Origin of the sequence: Rugosimonospora africana, from assembly GCF_016862975.1 — a bacterium.
GTDB lineage: Bacteria > Actinomycetota > Actinomycetes > Mycobacteriales > Micromonosporaceae > Rugosimonospora > Rugosimonospora africana.
In genome coordinates, this window is sequence record NZ_BONZ01000038.1 from 204527 (window position 1) to 229902 (window position 25376).

At 70.8% G+C, this 25376-nt stretch carries 23 protein-coding genes and 1 pseudogene; 10 read left to right on the forward strand and 14 right to left on the reverse strand.

Annotation, left to right across the window (positions count from 1 at the left end):
* Positions 1-15: 15 nt before the first annotated feature.
* A complete protein-coding gene (locus Raf01_RS20330; protein ID WP_203919521.1) occupies positions 16-1245 on the forward strand; it encodes a low temperature requirement protein A in 1230 nt (409 codons plus the stop codon).
* Here the strand turns inward: Raf01_RS20330 and Raf01_RS20335 are convergent.
* From Raf01_RS20335 to Raf01_RS20345, 3 genes are read right to left on the reverse strand one after another with little or no spacing between them, the layout of a single operon-like run.
* Positions 1232-1987: an HAD family hydrolase gene (locus tag Raf01_RS20335; RefSeq protein ID WP_203919522.1), complete on the reverse strand. Its 756-nt coding sequence runs from the start codon at positions 1985-1987 to the stop codon at positions 1232-1234. The two genes, Raf01_RS20330 and Raf01_RS20335, sit on opposite strands and share 14 nt — an antisense overlap.
* Positions 1988-1990: 3 nt before the next feature.
* Positions 1991-2935, reverse strand: a complete 945-nt coding sequence (locus Raf01_RS20340; RefSeq protein ID WP_203919523.1) for an alpha/beta hydrolase family protein — start codon at positions 2933-2935, stop codon at positions 1991-1993.
* A 9-nt stretch (positions 2936-2944) separates the two neighbouring features.
* Positions 2945-3967 carry a hypothetical protein gene (locus tag Raf01_RS20345; RefSeq protein ID WP_203919524.1) on the reverse strand — a complete coding sequence of 341 codons (1023 nt, stop codon included), beginning with the start codon at positions 3965-3967 and terminating at the stop codon, positions 2945-2947.
* Positions 3968-4103: 136 nt separating this feature from the next.
* Between Raf01_RS20345 and Raf01_RS20350 the strand changes: the two genes are divergently transcribed.
* The 3 genes from Raf01_RS20350 to Raf01_RS20360 all read left to right on the forward strand — a co-directional run bounded on the left by Raf01_RS20350 (position 4104) and on the right by Raf01_RS20360 (position 6769).
* Positions 4104-5378, forward strand: a complete 1275-nt coding sequence (locus Raf01_RS20350; RefSeq protein ID WP_203919525.1) for an MFS transporter — start codon at positions 4104-4106, stop codon at positions 5376-5378.
* Between the two features lie 102 nt (positions 5379-5480).
* Positions 5481-6146, forward strand: a complete 666-nt coding sequence (locus tag Raf01_RS20355) for a ClpP family protease (RefSeq protein WP_203919526.1) — start codon at positions 5481-5483, stop codon at positions 6144-6146.
* Positions 6147-6148: 2 nt separating this feature from the next.
* Entirely contained in the window at positions 6149-6769 is a 621-nt protein-coding gene (locus tag Raf01_RS20360; protein WP_203919527.1) for a ClpP family protease, read from the forward strand.
* 52 nt (positions 6770-6821) lie between these two features.
* Here the strand turns inward: Raf01_RS20360 and Raf01_RS49675 are convergent.
* A pseudogene (locus Raf01_RS49675) lies at positions 6822-7132 on the reverse strand (helix-turn-helix domain-containing protein); the annotation flags it as partial.
* 399 nt (positions 7133-7531) lie between these two features.
* Between Raf01_RS49675 and Raf01_RS20370 the strand changes: the two are divergent.
* Together Raf01_RS20370 and Raf01_RS20375 are read left to right on the forward strand one after the other, a co-directional pair.
* Positions 7532-8908, forward strand: a complete 1377-nt coding sequence (locus Raf01_RS20370) for a serine hydrolase domain-containing protein (protein WP_203919529.1) — start codon at positions 7532-7534, stop codon at positions 8906-8908.
* A 123-nt stretch (positions 8909-9031) separates the two neighbouring features.
* Positions 9032-9451, forward strand: a complete 420-nt coding sequence (locus Raf01_RS20375) for a hypothetical protein (protein WP_203919530.1) — start codon at positions 9032-9034, stop codon at positions 9449-9451.
* 112 nt (positions 9452-9563) lie between these two features.
* Here Raf01_RS20375 and Raf01_RS20380 read toward each other — a convergent pair whose 3' ends face one another.
* The gene (locus Raf01_RS20380; protein ID WP_203919531.1) at positions 9564-11252 is read right to left on the reverse strand and encodes an MDR family MFS transporter; all 1689 of its coding nucleotides are present in this window, start codon (positions 11250-11252) and stop codon (positions 9564-9566) included.
* On the reverse strand, positions 11249-11839 hold the full coding sequence (locus Raf01_RS20385) for a MarR family winged helix-turn-helix transcriptional regulator (protein WP_203919532.1): 591 nt from the start codon (positions 11837-11839) through the stop codon (positions 11249-11251). The genes Raf01_RS20380 and Raf01_RS20385 overlap by 4 nt, the downstream gene beginning before the upstream one ends.
* Before the next feature lie 538 nt (positions 11840-12377).
* On the opposite strand from Raf01_RS20385, the gene Raf01_RS20390 reads away from it, so the two are divergent.
* Entirely contained in the window at positions 12378-13838 is a 1461-nt protein-coding gene (locus tag Raf01_RS20390) for an aldehyde dehydrogenase family protein (protein ID WP_203919533.1), read from the forward strand.
* A gap of 55 nt (positions 13839-13893) precedes the next feature.
* Here Raf01_RS20390 and Raf01_RS20395 read toward each other — a convergent pair whose 3' ends face one another.
* Entirely contained in the window at positions 13894-14652 is a 759-nt protein-coding gene (locus Raf01_RS20395; RefSeq protein ID WP_203919534.1) for a GntR family transcriptional regulator, read from the reverse strand.
* On the reverse strand, positions 14649-15701 hold the full coding sequence (locus Raf01_RS20400; RefSeq protein ID WP_203919535.1) for a Gfo/Idh/MocA family protein: 1053 nt from the start codon (positions 15699-15701) through the stop codon (positions 14649-14651). Before Raf01_RS20400 ends, Raf01_RS20395 begins: the two co-directional genes overlap by 4 nt.
* A 346-nt stretch (positions 15702-16047) precedes the next feature.
* Between Raf01_RS20400 and Raf01_RS20405 the strand changes: the two genes are divergently transcribed.
* The 3 genes from Raf01_RS20405 to Raf01_RS20415 are packed head-to-tail and all read left to right on the forward strand — an operon-like array spanning position 16048 to position 18973.
* Positions 16048-16800, forward strand: coding sequence for a sugar phosphate isomerase/epimerase family protein (locus Raf01_RS20405; protein ID WP_203919536.1), 753 nt, complete (start codon positions 16048-16050; stop codon positions 16798-16800).
* The gene (locus tag Raf01_RS20410) at positions 16797-17897 is read left to right on the forward strand and encodes a Gfo/Idh/MocA family protein (protein WP_203919537.1); all 1101 of its coding nucleotides are present in this window, start codon (positions 16797-16799) and stop codon (positions 17895-17897) included. Before Raf01_RS20405 ends, Raf01_RS20410 begins: the two co-directional genes overlap by 4 nt.
* Positions 17894-18973, forward strand: a complete 1080-nt coding sequence (locus Raf01_RS20415) for an SIS domain-containing protein (protein ID WP_203919538.1) — start codon at positions 17894-17896, stop codon at positions 18971-18973. Before Raf01_RS20410 ends, Raf01_RS20415 begins: the two co-directional genes overlap by 4 nt.
* 76 nt (positions 18974-19049) lie before the next feature.
* On the opposite strand, the gene Raf01_RS20420 is transcribed toward Raf01_RS20415, so the two are convergent.
* The 6 genes from Raf01_RS20420 to Raf01_RS20445 form a co-directional block, all read right to left on the reverse strand.
* Positions 19050-19841, reverse strand: a complete 792-nt coding sequence (locus tag Raf01_RS20420; protein WP_203919539.1) for a GntR family transcriptional regulator — start codon at positions 19839-19841, stop codon at positions 19050-19052.
* A gap of 103 nt (positions 19842-19944) precedes the next feature.
* Positions 19945-20919, reverse strand: coding sequence for an NAD-dependent epimerase/dehydratase family protein (locus tag Raf01_RS20425; RefSeq protein WP_203919540.1), 975 nt, complete (start codon positions 20917-20919; stop codon positions 19945-19947).
* A gap of 1 nt (position 20920) precedes the next feature.
* A complete protein-coding gene (locus Raf01_RS20430) occupies positions 20921-21751 on the reverse strand; it encodes a sugar phosphate isomerase/epimerase family protein (protein WP_203919541.1) in 831 nt (276 codons plus the stop codon).
* An 11-nt stretch (positions 21752-21762) separates the two neighbouring features.
* Complete coding sequence (locus tag Raf01_RS20435; RefSeq protein ID WP_239133760.1) at positions 21763-22443, reverse strand: ThuA domain-containing protein; 681 nt, start codon at positions 22441-22443, stop codon at positions 21763-21765.
* A gap of 97 nt (positions 22444-22540) precedes the next feature.
* Positions 22541-24193: an ABC transporter substrate-binding protein gene (locus tag Raf01_RS20440; RefSeq protein ID WP_203919542.1), complete on the reverse strand. Its 1653-nt coding sequence runs from the start codon at positions 24191-24193 to the stop codon at positions 22541-22543.
* A 123-nt stretch (positions 24194-24316) separates the two neighbouring features.
* On the reverse strand, positions 24317-25315 hold the full coding sequence (locus Raf01_RS20445) for an ABC transporter ATP-binding protein (RefSeq protein WP_203919564.1): 999 nt from the start codon (positions 25313-25315) through the stop codon (positions 24317-24319).
* Between the last annotated feature and the right edge of the window lie 61 nt (positions 25316-25376).

A 25376-nucleotide genomic window follows, 5' to 3' on the forward strand; every position in this document is an offset into this window, starting at 1 on the left:
GAAGAAGATAGCCGTATGTGGCGCATCTTCCGGTCTCCGCCCGTTCTCACCGAGGAGACCCACCGCGCCACCTCGTTCGAGGTCTTCTTCGATCTCGTGTTCATTTTCGCTCTCACCCGGATCATCGCGTTCATGGGGCATCCGCCCACGCCCCTCCGCATGGCGCAGGGGCTGATCCTCCTGCTGCTGCTGTGGATGGCCTGGACGACATACACCTGGCTCGGCAACCAGGCCAGAGCCGACGTCGGCCTGGTGCCCGCCGGTACCGTCGCCGCGATGGCCGCGCTGTTCGTCACCGCGCTGGTGATACCGGACGCGTTCCAGCACACCCACGGGGACATCGACCCGCCGCTGACCCTGTCCGTCGCGTACGTCGTGCTGCGGGTACTGGACATCGCCCTTTACTTCCACATCGCCGCCGGCGACCGGCAGATGCGCGTGACCCTGCGCATCTTCTCGGTTACCGCGGCTCTGGCCTGCGCGCTGCTCCTGGCCGGCGCCGTCGGCGACGGCCCCGTCACCCAGACCGCGTTGTGGGCAGCCGCGTTCGTCATCGACTTCGGCGGAGGCTTCCTCGCGTCGACGTTCAGCGGGTGGCGGCTGCGCAGCCCGAGCCACTTCACCGAACGGCACGGCCTGGTGCTGATCATTTCCCTGGGCGAGTCGCTGATCTCCGCCGGGTCGGGGGCCGGGGCGGCGGTCACCCACGGGTACGTGCTACTGGCCGCACTGCTCGGGTTCGTCACGGCCGTCTGCCTGTGGTGGTTGTACTTCAAGAACTCCGCGGCCCCGGCCGGCGAGGCGTTGGGCAGGGTGTCGACGGACCAGCGCGGCCGGGAGGCGAGCAACGCGTACAGCCTGGCGCACTTCCTGTTGATCGCCGGGGTCATCTACACCGCGCTCGGGATCGAACAGGCCCTCGCGGATCTGGCCCACGACATTCCGCGCGACAACCGGCAGCCGTGGCTCGGCTGGACGTCGGTCGTCGCGCTGTACGGCGGGGTGACCCTCTACCTCGCCGGCCGGGCGCTGTTCCTGCACTTCACCGTGCGATCGGTGCCCCGGACACAGCTCGTGGCGATCGCGGTGTCGCTGGTACTGCTACCGGTCGGGCACAGCGTGCCGGCGCTGGCCGCGATCGGGCTCCAGACCGCGTTTCTCGTCGCACTGGTCGGTTACGAATGGCAGCGCCGGGAGCGTCCGGAACCTCGACACGGAAACGACGCGCCGCTCATGACGAGCTGACCCCGAAGGTACCGGCAACGATGGGTACCAGCTCGTGAAGTGAGGCGATCACCGGCAGTGCGCCGACCGACCCGGAATCGCCCGGCCGAGTGCCTTCCGGCTGATCCTCGCGTGCCATGACCACGCCGCGGTACCCGAGACGCACGGAGGCCGCGACGAGTTCCGGGTCGTCGTCGATGAACAGGCACTCACCGGGATCGAGGCCGAGCAGGTCGCTGCCGGCCGCGTACATCCGCGGATCCGGCTTGCGGCAGCCCAGCACCTCGGACATGACGAACCCCGCGAAGTAGTCCCCGATGCCGGCCTCGTGGAGGACCGCGTCCAGCCCGGCCCAGGTGTCCGACACCACCGACATGGCCACTCCGAGCGTCACCAACCGGTCCAGCACCGGCCGCACGTCGGAGAAGACCTCGACGGCTGGTTTGGCCGGCGGTGCCTCCAGTTCACGCAGCAACGCCGCCGACGGCCGGTCGATGCCGAGCACCCGCAGGATCGCCCGGTGATACTCGGTGCGGTTGACCGTCGTCGTACCCGCCGCGGTCGTACCCGCCGCGGTCGGCACGCCCGCGTCGAGCATCCGCTGGCCCTCGGCGATCGCCTCCGCGAAGCGGTCCGCCCGCACCTCCGGGTGGTGCGCCGAAACGATGCCCTCGAAGTCGTACCGCGGGTTCCACCGCCCGCCCACCGGGCCGATCAGGACCCCGCCCGCGTCGAACAGCACGCCGTTGACTCGTCCCCGCATGACTCACGCCGCCAGGGTGCGGGCCAGCCAGGACGTGATGAGTTCGAACAGGCCCGGTGCCCGGCGCGGAACACCGGTGGCCGGGTCGGGCAGCATGATGCGGTGATCGGCGCCCGGGAACACCACGATCTGGTGCTGCCGGTGTCCCGACCGGGCGAACGCCGCCTCGTACGCCTCGACGCTAGCCCGGGTCGGTACATGGACGTCCCGCTCGCCGAAGATGGCCAACAGCGGGCAGCGCAGCGCCTCCAGCGCGGGTACCGGATCGTAGTCCGCGATCCGGGCGAAGAACGCCAGGTCCTTCACGTTGGTGACCTCGGCCAGCTCGGCCGCCCGGGTGCCGAGCAGGTGAACCTCACCGGCGAGGACGTCGGCCGGATCGTCGCCCGCCCGGAGCCGGTCGAGCACCCGGTGGAACAGGGCCAGGGCGGTGGAGATCTCCTCCTCGGTGTACCCGTCGTGCTCGCCCTCGGCGCGCACCTGGTACTCCTCGGACTCGGCGACGGTGACCCCGGGACCGGAGAGGGTCACCACGGCTTTGACCGCGTCGGATTCGACGGCGGCCAGTGGCGCCACCCAGCCGCCCTGACTGCCGCCGAACAACGCGATGCGGTCGGCGTCGATGTCGGGCTGTCCGGCGACCGCCGCGACCGCGGCCAGGGTTTCCTGCGCCCGCCCGTGCAGGGTCAGCCGGGTCCAGTCGCCGGTAGACTCGCCGCAGCCGGGCTTGTCGTACCCGAAGACGGCCAGTCCGGCGGCGGCCATGCGCTCCCCGGTGCTCTCCCAGTTCCTCGCGTACTCCCCGGACGAGGGCCCGGAACCTTCCACCATGACGACGGCGGGTACCGGCGCGTCGGACGAGGCGGTGGGCGGCAGGTGCAGGTCGCCGACGAGTCGATGGTCTCCATGCTGGAAGGCGAGTTCCCGGCGAACGGGTACGAACAGCATTCGCGAACCCTACCCCTGCAACGGGTCCCAGTGCGCCGCGTAGCGCAGCAGCGATTCGGCGAGCTCGGGATGGTCCTCCGCCCACAGGTCGTCGAAGACGAACCACTGCTGGAATCCAAACGCCTCACTCAGGTGCAGGCAGAGCTGAGCGAGGTGCTCGTCGACCCGAAGGAGCGTGCGGTCCGGGTCGCGGCCGGCGGTGTACCCGTCCGTCGCGTCGAGCACCTCCGTAGCGGCGGAGTGGGCGGCCGCATAGTCGTCCGGCAACTCGTACGACGGCGCGTTGAGGTCGAATCCCGGCCACCGGTTGCACCGCCCCAGAGCGGCGTCGATGGTCGCCTCGGTCGGCGCGACGAGAGCGCGCAGCACCCGCAGTTCCCACGGCCAACCGTCGCGCTCGCCGACCATCGGGCGTGGCATCGCCCGCCTCAGTACGGCGGCGAGATCGGGCAGTCGCACGCCCGGAAACACCATCGGCAGCGGGTTGAGGAACGACTCGCCGCTGTCGAACGTCAGGAACACCAGGTAGGTGCGTCCCACTCCACCCGCGTCCGGGGCGCCCGTCTCGACCGGGATTCCGTCGGTGGTGAATCCTCGCCCGGTGTCCGTCGCGTCGGCCGGCAGCGGCCACTCCGCGTGCAGAGGGTACGCCCAGCGGTTCGGTGCCGCGGCGGCGGAGGCGTCGTCGACGAACAGGTACGCGAGGTCGACCTCGTCGTCGTCCGTCTTCACCCGCAGAGTGCTCCCGTCGAAGCGGATGTTCTCGGCCGCGTCACCTTCGACGTACAGGTGCTCGTCGAGCAGGGCGCGCAGTTCCTCCGTGGTCTCCGGCATCGGAAGCTCGTGCTCATGCGCGGCGGCGAAGACCGACCAGAGCCCGTACACGTCGCCGCCGAGTTCCCGGTCGGCCCACGCGTCCGGGTCGGGTTCGTGCCAGCCACGCCGGAACCAGTCCAGCACACCGCGGTCCGGCAGCCGCCGCACCCGCCGGCTCAGCGGCCCTTCATAGTGCGACCGGTACACGAAAAGCACCGACGAATCCTAGCCTCGCTGCCGGCGGCTGAATCCACCCGAACTTTTTCCCTCCCGCGTGTCGATCGGGGTCCGGCGCTTCGTCGTACTCGTGGACGGCGTCCGACCTGGGCGCCCGAGCAGAGGGGGTACCGGCATGGGAAGGACCTCGGCCGTACGGGCACGGTGGGCGGTCACCACGGTCTTCGGCGGGAACGGGCTGATCATCGCTAGCCTCGCGGTGCGCACGCCCTCGCTCAAGCTCGACCTCGGCCTGTCCCCCGGCCAACTCGGGTTGGTCACCGCACTGTTCGGCATCCCGGCGGTGCTGGCCATGCAGACCGTCGGCGGGCTGGCGGCCCGGGTCGGCAGCGCGTGGATCGTCCGGGTGGCGATGCTGGTGCTGCCGATCGCCCTGGTCGGCGTCGGGTTGGCGCCCGGGCTCGGCTCGCTGGTGGCTATCCAGCTGGTGTTCGGCGCCGTACACGGGACGCTCGACGTGACGATGAACGCGCACGCGGTGGCGGTCGAGCGCGAGTTGGGCAGGCACATCATGAACAGCTGCCACGCCGCGTGGAGCATCGGATCGGTGACCGGCGCGCTGCTCGGGTCGGCAGCCGCCCAGCTGGGGATGTCACGGCCGGTGCACTACACGATCCTCGCGGCCGTGCTCGTACCGGTCGGGCTGCTGTGCGGTCCGGCGCTGCTGCCGGCCACGGTCGACCGGCACGCGGCAGATTCGCCGGCCTCGGTCGACCGGCACGCGGCAGACTCGCCGGGCGCGGGTACCCACGCGCGTACCGGCTGGCGGGCCGGCTGGACCCGGAAGATCGTGCTGTTCGGCGCGATGGGCGCGACCGTGCTCACCGGTGAGGCGGCGGTCGCCAACTGGAGCGGCGTGTTCCTGCACGACCACCTCGGGGCGTCGCTCGGTCTGGCGGGGCTCGGCTATGTCGCGTTCACCGGGTGCGAGACGGCCGCCCGCCTGGTCGGCGACCGGCTGCTGACCCGGGGCTCGGCGGCCTGCCTGCTGCGCGTGGGTACGGTGACCGCGGCCGCCGGGTTCGCCGTCGTCGTCGCGAGCCCGTGGCCGGCGCTGGGCATCGTGGGCTTCGCCGTGGTCGGGCTGGGGCTGGCCACGCCGCTGCCGGTGCTGTTCGGAGTCGTCGGTCACCTCGGCGCGGACGGCAGCGGTACCCGGGGGGCCGGCGCCGCCGCCATGGTCGCGCGGTTCAGCACCATGACGTACAGCGGGATCCTGCTCGCCCCTGCGGTGATCGGCTGGGTCACCGACCTGGTCGGGCTCACCTGGACCCTGGCGGGCCTGATCCCGTTGCTGGCCGCGGTCGCGTACGGGGCGGGTACCGCGACCCGGCCGGCGGTCACCGAGCGGACCGCGACGGTTCCGGTGGACGCGCCGCGGCCGGCGTAGCGACTGGTCTGGCTCGGCGCCTCTGGCGTCGCCCGACGACTCAGACCAGTCGGCCACTCTGCTGCCAGCAGATTGCCTTGGTACGGCGCCCGGAGGGACCACATGATCGGTCGTGACGCCGGGATCCCTCCGGCGCCGGAAGAGAAGGAGTGCGTCATGGCCGTTGCCGAACCCGTCAGAACCGGAACACTCGACGACCAGTTGGCCACGAGGCTGCTGCACCAGCGCATCATCGTGCTCGGCAGCGAAGTCGACGACCAGGTCGCCAACCGGCTGTGCGCGCAACTGCTGCTGCTGTCGGCGGAAGACCCGCGCGGCGACATCAGCCTCTACATCAACTCCCCCGGCGGCTCGGTCAGCGCGGGACTGGCCATCTACGACACGATGCGGCTGATTCCCAACGACGTCAGCACGCTGGCGGTGGGGCTGGCCGCGAGCATGGGGCAGTTCCTGCTGTGCGCGGGTACCCCGGGCAAGCGGTACAGCCTGCCGCACGCGCAGATCCTGATGCACCAGGGTTCGGCCGGATTCGGCGGTACGGCGGCCGACGTCGAGATCTACGCCGGACAGCTGGAGCGGATCAGCGCCACGCTCACCGGGCTCATCGCGACGCACACCGGACAGCCCGCCCAGACGGTGGAGAACGACAGCAGGCGCGACCGCTGGTTCAGTGCCGAGGAGGCCCGCGACTACGGCATGGTCGACCAGATCGTGGAGCGCCTGGAGGACGTGCGCCCCGCGGCAACCCGCCGAGCGATTGGACTGTGACGATGGCCCAGTACACGATTCCCACCGTGGTGGAACGGACCTCGACCGGCGAGCGGGCGTTCGACATCTACTCGCAGATGCTTACCGAGCGCATCGTCTTCCTCGGCACCGAAATCGACGACGGCGTAGCCAATGTCGTGATGGCGCAACTGCTGCACCTGGAGTCGGCCAGCCCGGAGTCCCAGATCCGGCTGTACATCAACTCCCCGGGCGGCTCGTTCAGCGCCCTGACCGCGGTCTACGACACGATGCAGTACGTCCGGCCGGACATCGCGACGTTCTGCATCGGGCAGGCGTCGTCCGCCGCGGCGGTGCTGCTCGCCGCCGGTACGCCGGGCAAGCGCTCGATCCTGCGACACGCGAAGGTGATGCTGCACCAGCCGTCGAGCCAGGCCCAGGGAACCCTGCCCGACCTTGCCATCCAGGCGAAGGAACTGGCCAAGGTACGCGCCGAGATCGACGAGATCCTCAGCCGGCACACCGGCCACCCGGTGTCGAAGATCCGGGCCGACACCGACCGGAACCGGACATTCAGCGCCCGTGAGGCGGTCGACTACGGCCTGGCCGACCACGTCATCACGAGTCGCAAGGCCAGCCCGGCCGAGTGGGTCGGCGCCCGCTGATCACGCGGCGAGCAGGCAGGTGACGTTGCCCGGGCCGCCCGGGCGGGACGGCAGGACCGCGCCGGAGCGGCCCTGCCCGAACGCCGCGCGGCGGCTCCGGACGGCGTCCAGCCGCACGACCGCGGCCCGCTGGGCGCGGTCGTCGACCAGGTCGCGCCGGACCTCGGCGAGTACGTCGGACAACTCGATCCGCAGCGCGTCGCACACCGAGGCCAGCACCTCGGAGGATGCCTCCTTGCGGCCGCGCTCCAGCTCGGACAGGTACGGCATGGAGACGTTCGCGGCGTCGGCCACGTCGGCCAGGGTCCGGCCCTGCTGCCGGCGGGTCCGCCGCAGCACGTCGCCGAGGACCTTTCGCAGCAGCGGTCGCGGCTGCGACTGCGGATCGCGCGGCTGCGGATCGCGCGGCCTCAGGTCGATCGTCGTCGGATCCGACATCGCTCATCCCCTCCGGGCCGCCGCAGTGCCTGTCCAAAGCTGTCCGTCCAAAGCTGTCCGTCCAAAGCTGGCCGTCCAGCGCTGCCTGTCCAAGGCTGGCCGTCCAGAGATGCCTGTCCAGAGCTGCCTCTGTCCGAAGCCGTCTCCGTCCGGATACGTCGCACAATACCGGCGGCCGAACGGCCGGGGGTGGTCGTTTCGCCACCGGCGTAAGGCGTAGGCAGGCACTCGGTCCCCTGGAGAGGAGACTTACGGCCGGGCAATCCAGCGATCCGCCGCGCTCTCGATCTTCCTCCGTCGCGACGATGGCGCTATAACTCAGAGATGCCCAGTCAGGACAACGTCATCGGCGAGGCGGCTCTGCCTCGAAGCACACCCGCCGATCAGGGCGTCGACGGCGCCGGAATCAGGGCCTTCATCGAGGCGGTGGCACCGATGAAGGGCGTGGAGTTGCACAGCCTGATGGTCGTGCGCCACGGCCACGTCGTGGCGGAACAGTGGTGGCGTCCCTACACGCCGGAGACGCCGCAGCTGCTGTACTCGCTGAGCAAGAGCTTCACCTCGACCGCGCTGGGGTTCGCCGTGGCCGAGGGCCTGGTGGACCTGGACGCCACCGTGCTGTCCTACTTCCCGGAGTACGAGGACGCCGTCGCTGACCCACGCTCCCGTTCGATCCGCGTCCGGCACGTGGCCGCGATGGCCAGCGGGCACGAGAACGACACGGTCGACCAGGCGATGAGGGTCGGCAACGGTGACCTGCTGCGCGGCTTCCTCCTCATCCCGCCGGACCGGGAGCCGGGCACGGTCTTCGCGTACAACCAGCCGTGTACGTACGCCCTGTCCGCGATCATCCGGAAGGTCAGCGGCGAATCGCTGACCGGATTCCTGCGACCGCGGCTGTTCACGCCGCTGGGCATCGACCGGGTCGAGTGGCACACCGACTTTCTGGGTCGCGAGTTGGGTTTCACCGGGTTGCACGCACCGACCGAGGCCATTGCCAAGCTGGGCCAGCTCTACCTGCGACACGGTGAATGGAACGGCCGCCGCCTGCTGCCCGCCGAGTGGGTGGCGGAGGCGACCCGCTCCCACATCCGCACGGACCAACCGGACATCGACTGGGATCAGGGCTACGGATTTCAGTTCTGGCGCAGCCGGCACGGTTACCGTGGTGACGGCGCGTTCGGCCAGTTGATGGTGATCCTGCCGGAGGCCGACGCGGTCGTCGCGATCACCTCGCAGAGTCCCGACATGCCGGCTCTGCTCGAGGCGATGTGGACCCAGCTGCTGCCCGCGTTGACCGCCGGCCGCGGCGGTGGGTGGTCGCCGTCCTCACCGAGCCTGCCGCTGCCGACCGACACGGGGCCGGCCGGGGTACTCGTCCCGACGACGTTCCTGCCCGGCCCGGACAATCAGCTCTCCACCCTGCGTACCGTGCGGGTCCGCGCGGACGACCTCGTCCTCACCGACGGCGGCGGGCACCTGACCGCCCGGCTGGGCGAGCCGCATGCCTGGTGCACGACCGGATCGGTAGCCACCGCACACGGCTGGGCAGACGGCCGGCTGCACGTGGACATCGTGTTCCTCGAGACCCCCCACCGGTTACACGTGATCCTGGACCCGGCGACGGAGAAGTTCGACGCTCGCTGGCAGACCGTACCGCTGCAGAGACCGCTGTTGTCCGTCTCCCACCTCCCCCGCTGACCGGGTCTTCGCCGGTTCCCCAGCGCGAAGCGTTGATCGGCGCTTTGTCGGACATAACACCCCAAACGGAGAGCCTCGTCCTGCACAATTTGAGGGGCGGGCTGCACCGGAGGGAGCGGCGGCATGGAGGAGGAAGCGCGCGAGCGGGCGCTGCTCACCGCCCTGACGACCGAGCACTTCGCACTCGAGACCGCCCGCAGCGCCACGGTCACGGAATCCGTCGGGCGGGCGACGGTGTTCCTGACGCTGCTGTCCGCCGCGCTGATCGGGCTGGGCTTCGTCTCACGCGGCGCCGATCTGATCAAGCCGTACCTCGGCTCGGTGCTGCCGACCCTGGTGATCACGGGCCTGTTCACCTTCGGTCGGCTGGTGCAGAACCTGAGGGAGAACTCGCTGCACCTCAAGCGCATCCAGCGCATCCGCGCCTATTACCACCGGCAGTTGGCGGGCGAGCACGACTTCTTCGCCGACGCCCTGGCCGGCGAAGGCGACGACCAGGCGATCGCCGCCGCCGTGGGCACCAAACCCACCCGCACGGATTAGACCGCGCGAGCGAGGGATCGCGCCGTGCTCCGGGAACACCGCGACGCCCCGGTGGTACCCGACAGCGCGGGCATCACCGGGGCATCGCCGTCCGTGGCATCGCGGTCCGGCGTTACCCGTGCAGCGCGGCGGCGTCGACCGGACGCTGGGTCTGCTCCGCCTCCCCGACGGCGGCCTCAGCCTGGGCACGCGCCTGGTTGCCGGACATCATCCGCAGCGGAACCTCCTTGAGGCTGGCCGACAGGATGACCGCGGCGATCAGCAGCAGCGCCACCACGCCGAACACCACGTCGCCGGCGGCGGAGAAGCCCGCGAAGAACGGGTGGCTCAGAGGCTTGGCCAGTCCGGTCAGGAACGAGGTGTCGTTCAGTCCGCCGCTGAGGTGCTGCTGCAGGGACGCGACCTGGTCGGGGTGCGCCGCGGCGGCGGCCCGGAAGGCGGGATCGTGCGCCGCGGTGGTGTAGTTCTGACCGATCCTGGTACCGGCCGCCGAGAACAGGATGGACAGGAAAATCGCGGTACCGAGCGTGCCGCCGACCGACCGGAAGAACGTGGAGGCCGCCGAGGCGACGCCCATGTCCTTCGCCGGTACCGAGTTCTGCATGGCCAGCACGAGGCTCTGCATGTTCAGGCCGAGACCGACCCCGAAGACGACCATGTAGATGTCCGTCTGCCACAGAACCGTGTCGGCACCCACCCGGGTCATCAGGGCCATACCGATGAGCATGAGAACCGAACCGACCACCGGGAAGATCTTGTACCGGCCGGTACGGGCGATCAGGCGGCCAGCCCCCAGCGAGGCGGTCATCATGCCGGCGACCAGCGGCAGCACCAGCAGACCGGACTTGGTCGGCGAAGCGCCCTTGACGATCTGCAGGTACAGCGGGATCACCGAGAGCCCACCGAACATGGCCATACCGATGACAGCGACCTGGGCCGAGGCCACGGAGAAGGTGCTGCTGCGGAACAGCCGCAGCGGCAGCAGCGCGTCGTCGCCCATCCGCCGCTGGATCCAGATGAACGCGACCAGCCCGGCGGCGCCGACCAGATAGCAGGCGAACGCCCGGGCCGACGCCCAGCCCCATGCCTCGCCCTGCTCGGCGATGAGCAGCAGCGGTACCAGGCCGATGGCCAGGGTGGCCGAGCCGTACCAGTCGACGCGACGCTCACGGCGTACGTGGTCGATGCGCAGCACCCGGGCGATCACGACGAGAGCGACCGCGGCGATCGGAACGTTGATGTAGAAGATCCACCGCCACCCAGCCGCGCCGAGGAAGCTGTCCGTACCCGAGAACAGGCCGCCCAGGACCGGGCCGAGCACCGAGGCGCTGGCGAACACGGCCATCATGTAGCCCTGGTAGCGGGCGCGCTGGCGGGGCGGGATGATGTCGCCGATGATCGCGAGTGCCAACGGCATGATGCCGCCGGCGCCGATGCCCTGGAATGCGCGGAAGCCCGCCAGTTCGTACATCGAGTTGGCCAGGCCGCACAGCGCGGAGCCGGCCACGAAGATGACGATGGCGACCATGAACAGCCGCTTGCGGCCGTAGATGTCCGACAGCTTGCCGAACAGCGGCGCGGCGATCGTCGAGGTGATCAGGAACGCGGTCGTCACCCAAGCCTGAGCCGACAGGTCGTGCAGGTCGTTGCCGATCGTCTTGATCGCGGTGGACACGATCGTCTGATCCAGGGCGGCGAGGAACATGCCCATCACCAGGCCGGACAGGATTGTCAGGATCTGGCGGTGCGTGAGCGCACCGTCGGAGTGTGTGCCGGTCGGGTGGTGTGCGACGGTCGTCATACAGTGGTGCCTTCCGGATCGGTGCTGCGGGGCGAATGGCGCGGGGCAGGCCCGCCCATCCAAGCGGTGTGGGTCTGGTCGTAGGCGGTGGTGAATCTCTGCAGCAGGCGGGCGAACTCGCCCAGTTCCCGCGGGTCCCAGCCGGCCAGCACCTGAGCGAAGAACGCCGCCCTGGCCTGCGCGTGCTCGGCGATGACCGCCTGGCCCGCCTCGGTGACCGCCAGGAGGCTGGCGCGCCCGTCGACCGGGTCGGCGCGGCGCTCCAGCAGGCCGTCGGCCACCAGCGCGGTCGTCTGGCGGCTGACCGTCGACAGGTCCGAATGCACGCTGGCGGCTAGCGCGCTGGCCCGCATGGGGCCCTCCGCGGCCACGGTACGCAGCAGAATCTGCGTCACCGACTCGACCTCGTTGCCGGTCGCGGCCAGCAGCTGGGCCTTGGCCCGGCGGACCGTCCGCAGGAGGTCTACCACCGAATCGGCCACAATGGCCACACCGGCGTCGTCGGTGACGTGTGTCCGGTTCGGCGGCGCACCCGGCGGCGACGCGGCCGAGCCCGGTTCTGCGATGACTTGCGCACGGTCGGCCACCGGACGTTCTCCCCCACTTGCTTGTACTCACCAACTACTTGCCTCATACAACAATCCGCGCGGGTGGGGGCAGCGCCAAACCCTGCGGGCGTGATCCGCATCGCACCCGCAGGTCACGAGCGGTCTCGGTAGCCCGCGTGGTGTCAGAAGCCCCGCTCCAGACGCGCCGAGCCAGACCGGTCGGTCCCTACGCGGCGGCGGGACGATTCCCCGGACGCGGATCCGTTTCCGCTGGCGGACCTTGCCCGGGCGATCGAGAGTTCGTTAACCTTACGAATGTTCGACGGCCTCAAGGCGATGCCCGACTGGTCCGGGCCGCTGCGCGGCGCCAGACGCGCCGAGCCGGACGGGTCGAACCCTGCACGCCCCGGAACACCGCTCCGGAACACCACCCCGCCTCGCCGGCTGCCTGCCGGCGCCGAACCATGCCTCGCCCGACCGATCGAGGGTGCCCGCACCGGCCGCCGTACCCGCGCGCCGGCGCGGCTGCCGCGCGCCCGGCGGGATCCGAGGCGCCGATCTGCATGGGAGCCAGGTCATGAGCCAGCAGGACCAACCGTGGAGCAGAGCCATCTACACCGCCGGGACGTTCCAGCCGCCGGCCGGCGGCGGCGTGCTTCCGGTACGGGACAAGTCGACCGGTGAGGTCTTCGCCGAGGCCGGCCGGGCCGACGCGAGCGACGTGGACGCGGCGGTGACCCGCGCCGTACCGGCCCAGCGGGACTGGGCGGCCCTCGGGTACGCCGAACGCGCGGCGGTACTGCGTCGGGTCGCCGCGGCGCTGGAGCGCGACGGCGCGATGCGCGAGCTGATCGTGCGGGAGACCGGTTCCATCCCGGGCAAGGCCGACTACGAGATCGGCGCGGCGATCAGCGAGCTGACCGAGGCCGCGGCGCTGGCCTCCCGCCCGTCCGGCGAGGTGCTGCAGACCGGGCACGCGGGCCGCACTTCCATCTCGGAACGGTTGCCGGTGGGCCTGGTCGGGGTCATCACTCCGTGGAACTTCCCGCTGGTACTGGGCATGCGGGTCATCGCACCGGCTCTCGCGCTGGGCAACGTGGTGCTGCTCAAGCCGTCGCCGGAGACGCCGCTGTCGGGCGGGCTGGCCATCGCGCGGCTGTTCGTGGAGGCCGGCGCGCCGGCCGGCATCTTCCAGGTGCTGCCCGGCGGCGAGGACGTCGGCCGCCGCCTGGTCGAGCACCCGGACATCCAGATGGTTCACTTCACCGGTTCGACGGCGGTCGGCCGGCAGATCGCGCAGACCGCCGGCGGCCTGCTCAAGAAGGTCTCGCTGGAGCTGGGCGGCAACAATGCCCTGGTCGTCCTCGACGACGCCGACATCGAGCAGGCCACGATGATCGGCGCCTGGTCGAGCTTCCACTACCAGGGGCAGACCTGCATCAGCGCCGGGCGGCACATCGTCGACCGCGCGGTGGTGGACGAGTACACGGCCGGCATCGTGGCGCGCGCCGCCGCCATCACCCTGGGCGACCCGGCAACCGAACCGGTCGGGTTGGGCCCGGTCATCAACGACGCGCAGTTGGCCCGGGGCAAGCGACTGCTCGACGACGCGGTGGCTGGGGGCGCCCGGGTGCTCACCGGCGGTACCGTCGAGGGTCCGTTCTTCCGCCCCACCGTGGTCGTGGACGTCGACCCGGCCTCCGCGCTGTGGACCGAGGAAATCTTCGCGCCGATCGTCGCGATCGTCGCGGTGGACGGTACCGAGGAGGCGGTCGCTCTGGCCAACGACACCCGGTACGGTCTGGTCTCCTCCGTACTGGGTGCGGACGTGCACCGGGCGACGACGGTGGCCCGGCGGCTCAATTCCGCGATGGTGCACGTCAACGACGCGACCCCGCAGGACGAGGCACTGGCGCCGTTCGGCGGCGTCGGGCAGTCCGGGCTGGGCGGGCGCTCGGGCGGCGACGCGAACCTCGAGGAGTTCACCGAGCGGCGGTGGCTCACCGTCTCCTCGGTGCCGGCGCACTACCCGTACTGACGCGCGGTGGCCCCGGCCGCCGACCGGCCGGGGCCAGAGCCCATAGACCGCAGGCTCAGCGCGCGAAGAAGGTCCGCAGCCGGTACCGGCCGCCGTGGTACGTGATGGCCGACGTGAACACCGGTCGGTCGGACGCGTCGAGCACGGTCTGCTGCATGACCAGCACCGGTTCCCCCACCGCCAGCCCGAGCCGGTCGGCCAGCTCGCGCCCGGCCGGCATCGCCTCGATCGTGCACTCGGCCCGCGAGATGTCCACACCGGCGTCGGTGAGCTGGCGGTACAGCGAGCCGGTGGTGAAGTCGATCCGGTCGAAGCCGGGGGCGAAGACCGTCGGTACGGTCGACGAGTCCACCGCGGTCGGCACCCCGTCCAGCAGCCGCACCCGGCGCAGCTGGAACACCGGCGTACCCGGGGCGATGGACAGCTTCTCCGCCTCGTCGAGACTCGCTGGTACGGTCTCCTGCCGGGTCACCTCGGAGGTCGCCGTGAGCCCCATGCGCTGCGCCGTCTCGGTGAACGACTCCAGGCTGTTGGGCCAGTCGCCGCGCCGCTGGCCGGTGCCGGCGATGTACCAGCCGCGACCGTGCGACGACGTCACCACGCCGTCGTCGACGAGCCGCCCCAGCGCCTTGCGCAGCGTCACCCGGCTGATCCGCAGGCGCTGGCACAGTTCCCGTTCCGGGGGCAGGCGCATGCCGGGCCGCAGCACCCCGTCGGCGACGTCCCGCATGATCGCGTCGACCGCCTGGCGCCACAGCGGCTCCGGGTACTCCGAGGCCAGTGGCGCCGGCGGCGGACCGGTACGGACCGTCATCGCTTTCCGTCGGCGGACAGCAGTACCGGCTCCCAGACCCCGGAGGTCATCGAGCGGTAGCAGGCGTCCAGGACGCAGTTGACGATGTGCCCGTCCTCGAACGTCTCCATCGGCGCGACGCCCTTGGCGAAGCAGTCGACGAAGTGGCGCATCTCCTGGGAGAAGCCGTAGGCACGCGCCTCCTCCGGCACCGGGTACACCCAGCCGGTGTCCGCGTCGGCCTTCTCCACCAGGTATCCGGCCGGGTTCTCGATGAAGCCCCAGACCGGGGTGGAGGAGGTGTCCGTGACGAGGCGGCCGGCGCTGCCCACGAGTTCGTGGCGCAGTTGCATGCCGCCCTTCTCGATCCAGGACGACTCCACCGTGGCCAGCTGACCGCCGGCGAACTTCAGCAGCGCGATCGCGGTGTCCTCGCCGGTCGTCTTGTCCGCGTGGGCGAGCGTGGCGCCCCAGGCGAACACCTCGGTGATCGGGTTGTCCTTGCCGAAGAAGTGCCGCGCGGACTCGATGGTGTGGCAGCCCATGTCCAGCAGCGCACCGCCGCCCGCGGTCTGCGCGTCCCAGAAGTGCGGCGCGTGCGGGCCGGAGTGCGCCTCGCGGGCCCGCATCGTCAGCACCTTGCCGATCGCGCCGGCCGCCACCATCTGGTGCGCCTTCGCGATGTTCGGCGAGAAGACCGAGCTTTCCGCGTACCCGTGCCAGACGCCCGCGCGCCGGACAGTGTCCAGGATCTCGGCCGCCTCCGCGCCGTTGCGCGCCAGCGGCTTGGTGCACACGATGCCCTTGCCCGCGGCGGCCGCGATGCTCACCGCCTCGGCGTGCACCTCGTTCGGCAGCCCGATGACGACGAGGTCCACCTCCGGGTCGGCGCACAGCTTCGCCAGGTCCGTGTACTGGCGGTCGATCGGGCCCCACTTCTGCGCCAGCTCGGCGGCCCGGGCCGCGTCGCGCGAGTAGTTGGCCACGATCCGCGCGTCGCGCACGTCCTGCAACGCGTCGGCGTAGGTGTCACCGATGAAGCCCGAACCCAACAGACCGACGCCGATCACCGTTCAACCTCCATGCTCGTCGATGGCGTCCGCGAATCGCGCCGCGGATCACCCCAGGCGAACCACAAAATACCACATGAGACCCGCAAGGGAACCCGCGCGATCCGCGGGCGCGTTGCCCTCGGCGACCCGGAAACCTCTTACTCCATGGGCATCCGTCGCCGGCAGCGGCACTCGTCGCGAGCCTGGCGAGGTCGCGCGAAAACCAGACAGGGTCTGCCAGTGGACGTGTTTTGGACTCCTTTGGTAGCGTGCGGTCTATGCCTGTCGCCGATGTGGTCTGCGTATCCCGCGGCACGACCTGACGGCGACGCTCACCCACCACCCGATCCGCAAGGGGGCATCCATGCCAGGCGATGTCAATATCGCTGTCCAGCTGTTCAGCGTGCGCGACCATCTCGGACCGGAACTCGGCGAGACGTGCAAGCAGCTCGCGCAGATCGGGTACAGCCACATCGAGCCGTACGACATCATCGGCGACACCCCGGCCCTGCGGCGGGCCATGGACGACAGCGGACTTCGGGCCGCCTCGGCCCACGCGAACGTGCTCACCGACAACCGCGACCGCATGATCGAGGCGGCCGGGCAGCTCGGCATCGGTACCCTCATCGTGCCGTGGGTCGAGGCCGCCCGGTACTACGACGACCGGGCCGGCATCGAGGAGCTGGCCGCCGGCATCAACGCCGCCGCGCGGGTGGCTGCCGACCACGGCATCCGGATCGGCTACCACAACCACGAGTTCGAGTTCGACCACCGGGTCGACGGGCGGCCCGGCTACGAGCTGCTGGTCGACCTGCTGGACGACGACGTCATCCTGCAGGTGGACTGCTTCTGGGCGAGCGTGGGCGGCACCGACCCGCTGGACCTGCTGCCCCGGCTCGGCAAGCGGGTGCGGTACCTGCACGTGGCGTACTCGCCGGTACCCGACCCGACGAAGCCCCCGCTGCTCGGCGGGGACGGAACCCTGCACCTGCCGGAGATCATCCGGGGCAGCGCGGACAACGTCGAGATGTGCGTCGTCGAGGTGGTCACCGAGCGGCCCATCTTCGACGCGCTGCGGGAGAACTACGAGTACTTCCGCGGGGTGCTGGTCGCATGACGGGCCCGGTGAAGGTCGGCGTCATCGGCGCCGGCAACATCTCCGACCAGTACCTGCGCAACCTCGTCGGGTACCCGGACGTCGAGGTCGTCGCGGTCGCGGACCTGGACACCGCCCGCGCCCGCGAGCAGGCGACCACGTACGGCGTCCCCTCCGCCGGTACGGTCGACGAACTGCTCGCCCGGCCGGACATCGAGCTGGTGCTGAACCTGACCATCCCCCGGGCGCACGCCGAGGTGGCGATGGCCGTCGTGCGGGCGGGCAAGCACGTGTGGGGCGAGAAGCCCATCACGATGGACCGGGCCTCGGCCCGCCGGTTGCTGGACGCGGCCCGCGAACGGGGCGTACTGGTCGGCAACGCGCCGGACACCGTCCTCGGCGACGGGATCCAGACCTCCCGCCGGCTGCTCGAGGCGGGCCGGATCGGCACCCCGCAGACGGTGCTGACCATCATGCAGGGACCCGGGCCGGACGCCTGGCACCCGCGCCCGCAGTTCCTGTTCGCCCGCGGCGCCGGGCCGCTGTTCGACATCGGCCCGTACCACGTCGCCACCATGGTGCACCTGCTCGGACCGGTCGAGGGAGTGCAGGCGTCCGGGCACCGGGCCCGGGCGGTGCGCACGGTCGGCTCCGGGCCGGACGCCGGCACCACGTTCCCGGTCGAGGTTCACACCCACGTCAGCGTGCTGATCCGCTTCGAGTCCGGAGTGGTCGGCACCACCCTGCTCAGCTTCGACTCGCCGCTGCGCCGGCAGACCTTCGAGATCACCGGATCCGAGGGGACGCTGAAGGTACCGGTGGACAGCTTCGACGGCGCCAGCGAGATCATGCCGGCCGGTTCGGCGGACCAGGTCTGGGAGCGGGTCGACCCGGACGGCGAGCCGCGCGGGTTCGGTGTCGGCGCGCTGGAGATGGCCCGCGCGCTGCGGTCCGGGCAGACTCCGCGGGCCAGCGGGGCGCTGGCCTACCACGTGCTGGACGTGATGCTCGCGGTCGAGGAGTCGATCGCGGCCGGCACTCCGGTGAAGGTGGACAGCAGCTTCGAGCCGACCCCCGCGCTGCCGGCCGGCTGGGACACCCGCGAGCGCACGCTGTGAGCGCCACGGCACCCCGGGGGGCGGGGACCGCCGAGTCGACGGGCGCGGTCGTGCGCGGGTACATCACGTACGCCAGCGCCCGGCACAGCCAGGCGGACACCCTGGAACGGGTCATCGCGTCGGTACGCGCCCAGGTGTCCGCGCGCCAGGCCGCCGGCGAGTTCACCGGGCCGGGGCCGATCTTCGTCGGCATCGGCAACAGCTTCGCCGCGGCGTGCGCACCGGTCTGGGCGCTGCGCGGCAGGGGCATCCACTCCTGGCGGCTGGCTTCCGGCGACTACCCGGTGCCGTTCCCGGACAGCGCGCACCCGATCATCGGCATCTCGCAGAGCGGCCGCAGCCCGGAGACCCTGGCGGTGCTCGCCGGGGCGGCCGGCCGGCCGCGGTACGCGGTGGTCAACAACGACCCGTCCCCGATGACCGCGGTGCTGCAGGACGTCGTCGGGCTCGGCAACATCGCGGACAGCTACGCCTCCACCATCGGGTTCACCGCCACGGTGGCCGCGCTGGGACTGATCGCCGACGCCTGGGACGGCGGCGCGGTGGATCCGGCGTGGGACGAGCTGCCGGCGCACTTCCGTGCCCTGGAGCGGCGGCTCGACGAGCAGCTCCCGGAGATGGCGGCGGCACTGGTCGGTGCGGGCTACGCCGACTTCGTCGGCGCCGGCCCGTCGCTGGGCTCGGCGGAGTGCGGCGCGCTGCTGCTGCGCGAGGTGGCGCGGGTGCCGGCCACCCCGATGAGTACCCGGCAGTACCTGCACGGTGCCATGGAGTCGGCCGGCGGCGGCGTGCACGTGCTGCTCGGCGACGAGCGTGAGCTGGACCTGGCCGATACTCTCGCCGGGGCCGGACATCCGGTCATCCTGGTCACCGGTGCGCAGCGCGTGCCCGACCGGCCCGGGGTCGGCGTCGTCCGGCTGCCCCGCGTCCCGGTCGCGCCGAGGGCCATCCTGGAGGCGCTGGTGATGCAGGCGTTGGCCGGCGAGGCGGCCGACCGGCGCGGCATCACGATCGAGGAGTTCGTGTTCCACAACAGCGACACGAAGGTCGCTCCGGAAGCCGGCACCCCGGCGTGACCGGACCCGCCGACGGCACTCCGGCGTTCCCGGACCGGACCGGTCCGGGAACGCCGGGCGTCACGTGTCGGCCGGGTCAGTCCGCGGCCGCCTGGCGCGGGCGGGACGGCGCGGCCGAGCGGGCGAAGAAAGTCCGCAGCCGGTACCGCTCGCCGTTGTACGTGATGGTCGACGCGAACAGCGGCCGGTCGGTGTCGTCGACCACCAACTGGCGCATCACCAGCACCGGCTTGCCCACCGCGAGGTCGAGGTGCCGGGCCAGCTCCCCGTCGGCGGGCCGCGCCTCGATGGTCGAGTCGGCCCGGCGCAGCTCGACACCGGCCGCCGACACCCGGTCGTAGAACGATGCCGTGGCAAAGTCCGCCTTCGGCAGGTCGGGGGCCAGCGACAGGGGGATCCGGGTGAGGTCGACCGCGATCGGTACCCCGGACAGCAGCCGTACCCGCTCCAGGTGAAACATCGGCGTACCGGGCGCGATCGACAACTCCTCGGCCTCGTCGAGGGTGGCCGCGACCGTTTCCGCGCGCAGCACCCGGGAACTGGCGACCAGCCCCATTCTGCTGGCGGTCTCGGTGAATGACTCGAGGCTGTTGGGCCATTCCTTGCGCGGCGGCGTGCCGTTGACGTACCAGCCGCGACCGTGCGAGGAATTGACCATGCCCTCGCGGACCAGTTCGCCCAGTGCCTTGCGCAGGGTCACCCGGCTGATATTGAGCTGGAGACACAGTTCCCGCTCCGGCGGCAGCCGCATGCCCGGGCGGAGGTTGCCCCTGGCGATCTCCTCCTTGACCAGGTTGGCCGCCTGAATCCACAGCGGATCAGGGTAATCGGGCCTGATCGACGTCATTGTGTCGTCGTCGACACTCATTTCGGCACGGCTCCCACCTGCTCTGGCGACGGTCAATGGTACTCATTGTGCCGTCCCCGCTCACTCAACCGATCCGACTGGCCGCAATCAGTCGACCAGTCGATCAAACGGCCAGTCGATCAAATGCGGCATCCAGGTTCGCGTCGACGCGCTTGCGGGCCGGGTCGGCGTCGTACCACTCGACGATCTGTCTCGCACCGGCCGAGAACGGCACCCGCGCGGCGAATCCCGGTACCAGCCGCTGAAGCTTCGTACTGTCGAAGAACAGCGAGTGCCCGAAGTCGTGCCGCAGGACCGGTCCCCAGTTCGGCACCTCGGTCTCGATGGACTCGCTGGACCGGTGGGCCAGCAGCGCCGGCACGCCCGCCGCTGCGGCGAGCGCCTGGTGGATCTGATCCCAGGTGAGGATCTCCCCGCTGGTGACGTTGACGCTCTCCCCCACCGCGTGGAGGTTGCCCAGCAGCGGCACGAACGCTCGGGCGAAGTCCTCGCTGTGCGTCAGGTTCCACAGCGAGGAGCCGTCGCCGTGTACCACCGCGGGGCGGCCCCGGCGCATCCGGTCGATCGCCGTCCAACCGGCGAGGACCGGCACCACCGTACGGTCGTAGACGTGCGCCGGGCGCACGATGGTGACCGGGAAGTCCCGCTCCCGGTACGCCGCCTCCAGCAGCGTCTCGCAGTCCAGCTTGTCCTTCGGGTACGGCCAGGCGTTGTTGCGCCGGGGGCTGGACTCGGTCACCGGCAGCTGCGGTACCGGCCGGCTGAACACCGAAGCGGTGCTGATGAACACGTACTGGCCGACCCGGCCCGCGAACATGTCGACGTCCGGGGCCAGCTGAGCCGGGGTGAACCCGACCCAGTTGACCACCGCGTCGTACCCGGTGGCGCCCAGCGCGATACGCAGCGCGGCCGGATCGCGGACGTCGGCGTGCACGTGCCGGGCACCGTCCGGCACCGGCCACCTGCCGCCGTCGGTACGGGTGACCACGGTCAGGTCCACACCCGCGCGTACCGCCTCGGCGGCGCACGCCGAACCGATCATCCCGGCTCCGCCCAGGAACGCGACTCTCAGGGCCATCTCAGCGCTCCGATCCGGCCGGGATCCGGCCCCGCGACAGGCCGTTTCCGACCAGGTACTGGTAGCTCTGCTGGAGCGCGGTGAACATGTCCATCCGGGACCGGTCCAGCTCGACGATGTGCCACCGCACGGACTCGCTCGCGCGCAGCGCGGCGGGGATGTCCACCGAGCCCTGGCCGACCGGGACCATGTAGTCCTCGTTGGTCTGCGCCGGCCCGTCCTTCACGTGCAGGAACCGCACCCGGTCTCCCAGGCCGCGGATGACCTGCGCCGGGTCGGCTCCGCCGAGCTGTGCCCAGTACATGTCCAGCTCGATGACCACCCGCGGGTCGAGCAGGTCGAGCAGGATGTCGTACGCCGACTGTCCGTTCGACCAGTCCGGCTCGGCGCGTCTGGCGCCGCGCGGCGACCCGGACCAGTCGCCAAAGACGTTGGCGAACTCGGCGAAGTGGTTGTGGTACCCGATGGTCATGCCGTACGCGGCGGCCCGCTCGGCGCCCTCGTTGATCCGCTCGACGCCACGGGCGATCGCCTCGGGGCTGTCGAACTCCTCGCGTTCCAGGCTCCACACCAGGGTCGTCGCACCCAGTTCCGCGTTCTCGTCGAGGATCCGGGTGGCGTCCGGGCCGGCCGGGAACGGCGCGTGCGCGCTGGACAGAGTCATTCCCAGCGAGTCGAGCAGCGCGCGCACCTTCGCCGGCTCGCGGCCGTGCAGGCCGAGCGGTTCGACCGCCAGGTACCCGAGTTCGCTGATCCGGGTCAGCACGCCCTCGAGGTCCTTGGCGGCCAGGTCGTGGAACGTCCACAGCTGGGCTGCGATGCCAGGCGGCATGGGGTTCTCCCTCACTTCTGTTCGGACTTGCCGGCCCAGGCGACGGCCTGGCGGACGATGCGACGGAACGGCGGCTGGCCCCAGGCCCGCATGTCGTGGCCGAGCGCGAGGTAGCACACCCGGCCCGCGCCGACCTGGCGCGCGTACAGCACCGGGATGACCCGACCGTCGTCGCGCTCGCGCTCGGCGAGGACGGTCACGTTGTCGTCGGCGAACTCGAACTCGTAGTACTCGTCGAACAGCTCGAAGTCGCTGACGCCGTCGGTCACCGGGTGGGCGCCGGTCATGCGTACCCGGAACTGTCCCTCGTGGTGGCCGGGGCCGTGCGACAGGTACCGGTTGCCCAGCAGTTCGTACATCGGCCGGTCGGCGGGGTCCAGCCGGTCCCCGACCGTTGCCAGCACGTTGGTGGCGTGGACGGCCACCACTCCCTTGCCCGCGGCCACCAGGTCGGAAAGCGCGCTCTGCTGGGCGGTGGAGAACTGCCCGCCGGAGGTGTAGAGGAGGTAGACGTCGGCGTCGGCGGTGACCGGCGTCGGGTTGACGAAGCGCTGCATGCCGGCCCCGCGCCCGGTGACGAACCCGGCCTCGGTCCCGAGTGTCTGGAACACCGAGACCGCGCTGATCAGATCGTGGTGGATGTCGTCGCCGTTGACGATCGCCAGGGCCCGCTTGGCCGCTGCGTTGTTCACGATGATGCCCTACTCGAAGATCGGGGGGTGCCGCCGTCGCGACCCGGCCGGGTCGCGACGGCGGCACGTGACAGTGCCGTTTCCCAGGCCCGGCGGCCTACTTGCCCGTCGGCTTCAGGTTCAGCGCGACGACCTCGTTCGGCTCGGCCGTCCAGTACGGGTTGGAGTCGGTCGGGAAGCCGGTCACCTTGGTGCTGTTCCAGTCGCCGTAGCCCTGGTAGTAGCTCAGCACGATCCACGGGATCCCGTCGACGAACCGGCCCTCCAGCCCGGCGATGGCGGCTTTGCGCTGATCGTCGGTGGTGGCCGCGATGTAGTCGGCGAAGTACTGCGACGTCTGCGGGTCCTCCCAGCGCTCGATGTTCTCGTCGGTCACGATCGGCTGCCCGATCGGCACCGAGTACTTCGGGTTCATCCACGCGTCGTACAGGCCGTAGGCGGTCTGGAACTCGGCGATCGGGTACCCGATGGTGGCCTGGTAGTTGCCCTTCTGGGTCAACGCGTTGATGGCGTCGACCGACACCCCGTTCACGGTCACCTTGATGCCCGCCTGCTTGAGGTTGGCCTGAATGACCTGTGCCGCGCCGACCTGCTCGGTGTACGCCGACGGGATGGTGATGCTGAACGCCAGCTGCTTGCCGCCCTTGGCGAAGTACCCGTCCGCACCCATCGTGTAGCCGTCGGCCTGCAGGATCTGCTTGGCCGCGTTGACGTCGTAGGTGTACTTCGAGTCCTTGTACTGCGGCGCGATCGAGTCGTTGAACAGCGGCAGCGGGAGCCCGATCGGGTTCGTGGCCGGCGGGCGGTTGGCCGACGCGGCGACCTGCGAGCGGTTGATGCCGTCGCTGACCGCCTTACGCACCTGCAGGTCGTTGAACGGCGCGGCCGCGTCGTTGGTGATCAGCCCGTCCGCGCCGATGACCGGCCAGAAGTGCTGGAACTGCTTGCCCTTCGCGGTGAACGTCTGGTCGATGTTGGCGATGTACGCGCTGGACCAGTCGACGTCACCCTGCACCAGCGCGGCGGCCACCGCGGTGTTGTCCTTGTACGTGACGAACCGCAGCCCGCCGATGGCCGGCTTGCCCGCCTGCCAGTACTTCGCGTTCTTCAGCAGCGTGTACCCCTGCGGAGTGAAGCTCTTGGCGTCCAGCGTGAACGGGCCGGTGCCGACCGGGCTCGGGTCCTGGTAGGTGGTCGGGTCGGACACCTTGGACCAGACATGCTCCGGCACGATCTCCAGCTGCACGATGGTGTCGAAGTTCGGCCGGGCGTTCTTGTCGAACGTCATCACCACGGTGTTGTCGCCCTGCGCCTGGATCGAGCTGAACTCGATGCCGTTGAGGTTCAGCGCCGGGAACTTCTTGACGAGGTTGTAGCTGAAGACCACGTCGGCGCTGGTGAACGCCTGGCCGTCGGTCCACTTGACGCCCTTGCGCAGTTGCAGGGTCAGGGTCTTGCTGTCCGACGACCAGCTCCACGACTCGGCGAGCCAGGGTTTGTAGGACTCCGCGCTGATCTTGCTGACCTGCACCAGCGGCTCGTAGATCTCGAACTTCGAGCCGACGGAGTAGGCGTTGATCGGAAGGTACGGGTTGAAGACGCGCTGGACGGCGTCTCCGGTGTGCGCCAGGTTGAGGATGGGCGCGCCGTTGTTGGACGCCGACACGCTGCCGGTGCAGGCGGCGCACAGCGTCGTCGCCAGCGTGGCCACGCCGGCCAGCGCGAGCAGCCGCGCTCTCATGAATCGCATCTGCGCATTCCTTCCGTGGAGGGTGGGGTGGGGTGCATCGGGTTCGCTGGGTGGGGTCACGGGTTCTGGCTGGCGGCCGGTGCGGCCGGATCCTTTTGCGGGGGCCTGTCGCGGCTGGGCCCGTTAGGGGTGGGCCTGTTGCGGCTGGGCCTGTTGCGGCTGGGCCTGTTCGTGCAGCCAGCACCGGGCCCAGTGCCCGTCGCCGAGGTCGAACCGGGGCGGCGCCTCGGCCGAGCACTTCGGCATGGCGAACGGGCAGCGGGGATGGAACCGGCAGCCGGCCGGCGGATCGATGAGGCTGGGTGGGGACGCCTTGTCCGCCGGCCGGGGCGCGGCGGCGTCGCGGTCCGGATCGGGTGCGGACGCGATGAGCAGCTGGGTGTACGGGTGCGCCGCCCGTTGGGTGACCGTCTCCGCCGGGCCGCCCTCAACGAGCTGGCCGGCGTACATGACGGTGGCCGTGTCGGCGAAGTACCGGGCGGAGGCGATGTCGTGGGTGATGTAGAGCAGCGCCAGGTTCCGTTCGGCCACCAGCCGGGCGAGCAGGTTGAGCACGCCCAGCCGGATGGACACGTCGAGCATGGAGACCGGCTCGTCGGCCAGCAGTACGGCCGGGTCGGCCGCCAGCGCGCGGGCGATCGAGATGCGCTGCCGCTGCCCGCCGGACAGCTCGTGCGGGTACTTCGCGGTGAACTGCGCGGCCGGGGTCAGCCGTACCTCGGCGAGCAGGTCGGCCATCGCCTGCTCCACCTGCGCCGAGGACTGGCCGGGGCGGTGGATGCGCAGCACCCGACCGAGGTGGTATGCGATGGTGTGCACCGGGTTGAATGACCCGAACGGGTCCTGCAGGATCAGCTGCACCTGCCCGACGTACGCGCGCAGCCGCCGGCCGCCGGGTGCCCGGACCGCCTTGCCGCGCAGCCGGATCTCCCCCGACGTCGGCTGGTACAGCTGGGCGAGCAGCCGGGCCACGGTGGACTTGCCGGAGCCGGACTCGCCGATGACCGCGGTGACCTGACCGGCGTACAGCGCCAGGTCGACGTTCTCGACGGCGTGCACCACCCGGCGCCGGCGGTCACGCAGCCGGCGCCGCACCGCGAAGTGTTTGGTGACGCCGACCATCTCCAGGACCGGTTCGGCGCGCCGCGTGGCGGGTGCCGGGGTGACCTCGGCCGTACTGTCT

Bases quoted from the DNA above. Each gene is read 5' to 3' on its own strand.
- Raf01_RS20380 (WP_203919531.1), bottom strand. From the start codon at position 11,252: ATGACGACCGTCGCACACCACCCGACCGGCACACACTCCGACGGTGCG.
- Raf01_RS20370 (WP_203919529.1), top strand. From the start codon at position 7,532: ATGCCCAGTCAGGACAACGTCATCGGCGAGGCGGCTCTGCCTCGAAGC.
- Raf01_RS20440 (WP_203919542.1), bottom strand. From the start codon at position 24,193: ATGCGATTCATGAGAGCGCGGCTGCTCGCGCTGGCCGGCGTGGCCACG.
- Raf01_RS20350 (WP_203919525.1), top strand. From the start codon at position 4,104: ATGGGAAGGACCTCGGCCGTACGGGCACGGTGGGCGGTCACCACGGTC.
- Raf01_RS20340 (WP_203919523.1), bottom strand. From the start codon at position 2,935: ATGCTGTTCGTACCCGTTCGCCGGGAACTCGCCTTCCAGCATGGAGAC.
- Raf01_RS20420 (WP_203919539.1), bottom strand. From the start codon at position 19,841: ATGAGTGTCGACGACGACACAATGACGTCGATCAGGCCCGATTACCCT.
- Raf01_RS20445 (WP_203919564.1), bottom strand. From the start codon at position 25,315: ATGGTCGGCGTCACCAAACACTTCGCGGTGCGGCGCCGGCTGCGTGAC.
- Raf01_RS20395 (WP_203919534.1), bottom strand. From the start codon at position 14,652: ATGACGGTCCGTACCGGTCCGCCGCCGGCGCCACTGGCCTCGGAGTAC.
- Raf01_RS20360 (WP_203919527.1), top strand. From the start codon at position 6,149: ATGGCCCAGTACACGATTCCCACCGTGGTGGAACGGACCTCGACCGGC.
- Raf01_RS20405 (WP_203919536.1), top strand. From the start codon at position 16,048: ATGCCAGGCGATGTCAATATCGCTGTCCAGCTGTTCAGCGTGCGCGAC.
- Raf01_RS20430 (WP_203919541.1), bottom strand. From the start codon at position 21,751: ATGCCGCCTGGCATCGCAGCCCAGCTGTGGACGTTCCACGACCTGGCC.
- Raf01_RS20355 (WP_203919526.1), top strand. From the start codon at position 5,481: ATGATCGGTCGTGACGCCGGGATCCCTCCGGCGCCGGAAGAGAAGGAG.
- Raf01_RS20375 (WP_203919530.1), top strand. From the start codon at position 9,032: ATGGAGGAGGAAGCGCGCGAGCGGGCGCTGCTCACCGCCCTGACGACC.
- Raf01_RS20425 (WP_203919540.1), bottom strand. From the start codon at position 20,919: ATGGCCCTGAGAGTCGCGTTCCTGGGCGGAGCCGGGATGATCGGTTCG.
- Raf01_RS20335 (WP_203919522.1), bottom strand. From the start codon at position 1,987: ATGCGGGGACGAGTCAACGGCGTGCTGTTCGACGCGGGCGGGGTCCTG.
- Raf01_RS20330 (WP_203919521.1), top strand. From the start codon at position 16: ATGTGGCGCATCTTCCGGTCTCCGCCCGTTCTCACCGAGGAGACCCAC.
- Raf01_RS20390 (WP_203919533.1), top strand. From the start codon at position 12,378: ATGAGCCAGCAGGACCAACCGTGGAGCAGAGCCATCTACACCGCCGGG.
- Raf01_RS20410 (WP_203919537.1), top strand. From the start codon at position 16,797: ATGACGGGCCCGGTGAAGGTCGGCGTCATCGGCGCCGGCAACATCTCC.